Consider the following 5,651-nt stretch of genomic DNA (forward strand, 5'->3'; position numbering starts at 1 on the left):
AAGTATAAAAAAGATTGAAGAAATTAATTTCTTCAATCTTTTTTATTTTATCTTTATTCATATATTTAATCTTACTTGAGGATATTGCAAAACTAAAATAAATATGCACCGTTATGAATCAGAAAAACTAACTGAACATGCAGTAGATAGCGATTTTGATCATACCAACGAGGCTATTCCAGCCCCTTTATCTTTTAATGTACTAAACTACTATTCAATTTTCCCAGGCTCTTTCATCGACTGTTTCCCAAAGATTGTGGTTATAAGATATGATAACACACGACGGCTTGAGCTTTTAATTTGTTGGCCATTTCGTAAATTAATAAGATTTACCAGAAAGATATCACACATATCTGCATTATGATAAGGGTGTTGGCTATCATAAACAGCGTCTGCAATAGAAAACAACACATGTTGGTCCTCTATGTCTTGAAATAATACAGGAGCCACTTTGCTATTATGTACATTTGCTGTTGTCAACACATAAGATAACACAACACTTCCTGGTGCTGAACAAGCATGAGTCTTATATCCTTTATATCAACTATAACGGGGCAATTCCCCCACCTTGCTTGTGAATCATACAAACTACTCCGTAAGGCCGTGCTATCAATTAAAACACATGAAATTAGTTCAAATTTAAGGTTCCTAAAGATCCTTTTTATGAATGACTGAAATACCTTCTTTACGAAACCAAGTACCTACATGTGAAAAAGTAGAAATATGAGGAACAAAAGACAGAACACAAGATGCACAAAAGGAAGGATATTGATGTAAAAAACGATTCAATTTGCGTAAAGAATGAATTTAAAATACAGTTTTTAAGAAAAAACATTTGAGTAAAAATTTTCTACAGATGGGTGGACGATTTGTAATAGGCAGAACGCCTCCTATGGTTAAACTGTCTACATACATAAATAAAATATGTACAATGGATTGATTTTGATTAAAATTGGTTATCATACTCGTAAATTCGTCCTTTCTGGAGATAGTTTGAGTTCTTCCAGGAAAAAGGATTTCTTTATGTATTCCTGTTTGGATATTTATTAGTTTTGCAACATCATCTAAAGAAACTAGATATTAAATTAATTTAGCATATTATGGATGAATTGCTAGCATAGTATTCTTTTTAATACTAATTCCTCATTTTTTTGCATTCAGCATCATATACATATATTGATACTTTCCATGAAATGAGGGATAGTTTTGAATTCAGTATTCCTTTCAGGATATTATGGAGAAAAAAATACCGGTGATGATGCTTTACTTAAGTGTGCATTGTGGGGATGCTATTCATTTTTAAAACCTGATTCTATAAATGTCACTACTTTTCCTTTCACACACAATGAATTTTCTTTTAATTCTATTTTTTCAAAAAAAGAATCTGTTCGTAATAATAATTTAATAAATTTATATTATTATGCTATAACTGCACAGTATATAGTATTTGGTGGAGGCTCTGTATTTCACTCTACAGATAAAATGACCCAGAATATAGATTTAATGGACTTATGTAGAAGTGATAAAGCAATTGCGTTAGGAGTATCATTCGGTCCCTTTAGAGATAGTGGGGCAGAAACGGCATGTAAAAAATTATTAGAAAGATTTAAGTATATTGGTTGTAGAGATAGTGCTAGTTTTCAATTGGTCCAGAGTTTAGCACCACATGTAAAAGTAGAAAAAACTTTCGATTTAGCACCATTATTATTTAGAGCTTTAGGAGAGAAAAATACTTATTTAAATAATAGAAATCGAAAAGGCTTAGGGTTAGCACTTTGTCATTATGAACAATACATTAATGGTGATATAAGTATAGAAAAAAGAAGAATTAAAAAAATAATTAACGTATTAAATCAACTTTCATCTTATGATATTGAAGAAATAATATTAATTGACTTTAATGGTCATCCAATTTTTGGAGATTCCAATATACATAAAGAAATCATCCAAAATTTAAAAGTATCTATTCCGATTAAACATGTACCATATCATCAAGATCCTCTAAATGCTTTGAAAAAAATTGCGAATCTAAAGTGTCTAATTGGTATGAGATTACACAGTTCTATATTTGGCTATATAACTAATACACCGACAATCATCTTTTCGTATCATCCAAAATGTGTAGGGTGGGCAGAGCAAGTAAAAGCTTCAAAGGATTTCGTTATAAATTCTCAACAGTTTGAAGAAGAGGAATTACTTACTTGTATAAACAATATTTTTAATTCTGGTTATAAAAATCCCAAATTAAGTATAGAGCAAGCTGAAAAATTAGCGTTACGAAATTGGGAGGGAGCCAAATGGACTTTATGTCAATAGTGATTCCACTATACAATAAAGAGCATTACATAAAAAGAGCTATTAAATCGATTCTTAATCAAACCATCCAAAATTTCGAAATTATTGTTATTGATGATGGATCTGAAGATAATGGTTGTAACATGGTAAGAAGTTTTCAGGATCCTAGAATCCAATTAATACAGCAAAAGCATAGCGGAGTCGCATCTGCTCGTAATAGAGGAATTGAAAGTGCAAGAGCAAATATTATTGCATTTTTAGACGCCGACGATGAGTGGCGACCTACATTTTTAGAAACAATTTGTAATTTAAAAAAAAAATATCCTAATGGTGGAGCGTATGCTACAAGTTATGAAATAAAATTAAAAAATAATAAAGATATAATCCCAAAATTCAAACACATCCCCCCTTTTCCTTGGGAAGGAATTATTTCAAATTATGCTCATGCCGTACTGGGGGATTTGCCCCTTATTTCTTCAGCTATCGCTATTCCTGTAACCACGTTTAAAAATGTGGGAAAGTTTCCCATAGGGGCGCAGTTAGGCGAAGATCAGGATATGTGGTTTCGTATTGCAGAAAAATATACTATTGTATATAGTCATACTCCACAAGCTATTTATTATCGAGGTTTGCCACACAGTCTTTGTACTGATTTACAAATTATAGAACCTTACCCAATTATAGAAACTATAGAAAATATTTTGAAATCAAGTATAAAAGAAAATGAGTTTTATTTAAAAGAATATTTAGCTAAATTACAATTAGATTTTTCAAAAAAATTATTGCAAGCAAATAAATTGAATACCGCCAAAAATTTCCTCGACAAATGTAATACAAAAACATTCATCACATGGAAATTTAAATTATTGATGTTATATTATTTAAAAGCAACCTTCTTCAAAACTTTCAAGTAAATTATTGTGATATCCCTTTAATAAAAACAGAATTTCAAGTTGGAAAATATACCTACGCAAAAAAGGTAGTATTATATAATTTTCTACTTTTGTAACTGCAAATTCAACATAAATTCTTTGTTTCTTGTATTTTTTAATATTTGAATTATATTTTATCTTTGGCTGCCTATTTTCCATCTTGTTCATAATGTTATTTGCCCTGTTCTTAAATGCGGCGATTTCTCACTTAAAATGAATCACGAGGTTGTTAATTTGGAATACTTTAATTAAATTATACATCTTTTGTTTGTATAGTGGACAAAATAGAATAAATAAAGAAAAATTAATATGTTATAAGAAATAATAGGGAATATTTCTTATAACATATGTCTGAATATTTTTGACTCCTCTATTATTCAATTAACAATTGTTAATTGAATAACTAGTAAAGGAGGAAATAAATTACTCTTTTTTTCTAGCTATTAATATTGAGACATAAACATGTAATGTGAAAATTTACATACGGATTATAAAGGCTGAAAGGAAAGTGAAAAACAAATGATTTTAGGTATAGTTGGTAGGGTTAATATAAATTAAAATGGTGTAGTAATGAGTTGAATAAGTAAAAGTACTTCAAGGATGAAGTGATTTTATATAATATTAGAAACTTTTTAAGATTTCTAATATTATTTTATCTTTTTCGATTTTAGCGAATAAAAAAAGATAAAATAATAGAATCTAGAAAAAAAGCTCTCCACCATACACCTGTTTAGGGCTCTGGTGCAAAAACTTCAGGCCATTTGCAAATACTCTCTCAAACTTGGACATACTGATACTATTATTCTTAAAAAGGTGTGTGATCAGTATGAAAAAGGAAACTTCGTTTAAATGGAAAAGCACTATCAACCAGATATTATTTTATTAACTGTGCGCTGGTACCTACGGTAAAATCTCAGTTTTCGTGATTTAGTAGAAATGATGGAGGAAGGAGAGCTATCTGAAGGAAACACGATTAATTTTTATCTAAGTAAATTCAGAAATCAAAAAGCTTTGCAGGTTTTTCATGCTTCAAAACCTTGTGGAATCACAGTTGATAAAAAAGAACAGATTTATTTACAGAATCAGTCTGTTCAAAATCAAAAACAATTCATTCATCAATTATTTAGATTAACAGGGTAAAGGACGATTCCGGTAGGAATCCACATTGTTCTTTGGAATATATCCTTTATTCATACCAGAACCGTATTATTTGTTATCTTGAATGTAGAGAATAATTTTACTACTGCAAATGTAATTCTCATTCTAATTCATCTTTTTATTTGAATATCCTTCTATTTACCATAAATGTAATAACACGTTCTTCTTTTTATAAGCTAGTAAAAAAATATGAAGCACAAGAAAAAACGAACCATACAGCTGAAACTGAATGATATGTGGAAAGGAGGGAATCGAGTTTCTTCCCATTATATAAGGATTGTAATGGGCGATTTCGTACATCCCTCATATTTCGAATCAGTCCTTGCAAAATTTAGCGAAGATATGATATGTGTTAAGGGGATCCCCTTGATAAGTCGGGTGTGCTATTACACACATTGATACAAGACACACTTTTTAAACAAACGTTTCATTCTTTATTATTTGCGCCAAACCCGGAGAGGATTTGCTATTTATAGCGAATCCTCTCCTTAAATGAAATTCAAATTACTAGAGTAAAACAGAAATTTTTTCCACATATTGCAAAAACATTAAAAAGGATATGTATGGACAGCGCGAATCTTATTCCTAAAAGGAAGTGTTGTAATGGACATGTTTCATGTACAATGACCTGGTCAAGAAAACCAATTCATTGTACTTTGTAAACAAGTTTATGTTTTTTAATTTTGCAACAGCACCATCGTATTTAGAATTATCAACTTGTTGCCCCTGGCGTCACTGCTAAGTCAAAAGTAGCATCATCATATTGGAAAGCCCTATTATCCAGAACTGCTGAACCATCTTGAATAACTGCATTTAATCCAATTCTAGGATCAATAGTATAATATGCCGCGCCTACATATTTATCATACGGATATGAATCTATTGCGTTTGGAATCGTCATTGTTTCTATATTTGTTACTTCACTTGTGACTGTAATTGCATGATTATACATAGCACTTAATTGTGCACTAAATTCTTGTGTGGCTGAAGCAGGAACTACACCTCCCCCTTCTGTAAAACTCATTTTATACCCCAATGTTATTGAACCACCAACCACATCTGCTGTTGATAGACCTGATTTTACAGATTGACTAAATTGATAGGATGAATTTTTTGACACTACAGCAGAACCTAATTTATTAAAGTATGTATCTCTTGTTACTGTTGTTCCATCAAAATAAGCAAGTAAGAGGGTGTTGCAAAACTCATAAATATCCAAAAATGAATGCATAAAGAAATCCGTTTTCCTGGAAGAATGATAGTATC

Annotated in this window: 2 protein-coding genes and 3 pseudogenes; 3 read left to right on the forward strand and 2 right to left on the reverse strand. The window is 30.6% G+C overall.

Annotated features, from left to right (window positions below; all coding sequences use genetic code 11):
* Positions 1-92: 92 nt before the first annotated feature.
* Positions 93-963 (reverse strand): annotated as a pseudogene (locus ACQRBL_RS31750) (transposase).
* A 243-nt stretch (positions 964-1,206) separates the two neighbouring features.
* Here ACQRBL_RS31750 and ACQRBL_RS31755 point away from each other — a divergent pair.
* The 3 genes and pseudogenes from ACQRBL_RS31755 to ACQRBL_RS31765 form a co-directional block, all read left to right on the forward strand.
* Complete coding sequence (locus ACQRBL_RS31755; RefSeq protein WP_001089561.1) at positions 1,207-2,316, forward strand: polysaccharide pyruvyl transferase family protein; 1,110 nt, start codon at positions 1,207-1,209, stop codon at positions 2,314-2,316.
* Positions 2,298-3,209, forward strand: a complete 912-nt coding sequence (locus tag ACQRBL_RS31760; protein WP_023523882.1) for a glycosyltransferase family 2 protein — start codon at positions 2,298-2,300, stop codon at positions 3,207-3,209. The genes ACQRBL_RS31755 and ACQRBL_RS31760 overlap by 19 nt, the downstream gene beginning before the upstream one ends.
* Before the next feature lie 844 nt (positions 3,210-4,053).
* A pseudogene (locus tag ACQRBL_RS31765) lies at positions 4,054-4,274 on the forward strand (hypothetical protein); the annotation flags it as partial.
* Positions 4,275-5,097: 823 nt separating this feature from the next.
* Here ACQRBL_RS31765 and ACQRBL_RS31770 read toward each other — a convergent pair.
* A pseudogene (locus tag ACQRBL_RS31770) lies at positions 5,098-5,651 on the reverse strand (hypothetical protein); the annotation flags it as partial.

The organism is Bacillus sp. AF62 (genome assembly GCF_050312695.1).
Classification (GTDB): Bacteria; Bacillota; Bacilli; order Bacillales; family Bacillaceae_G; genus Bacillus_A; species Bacillus_A cereus.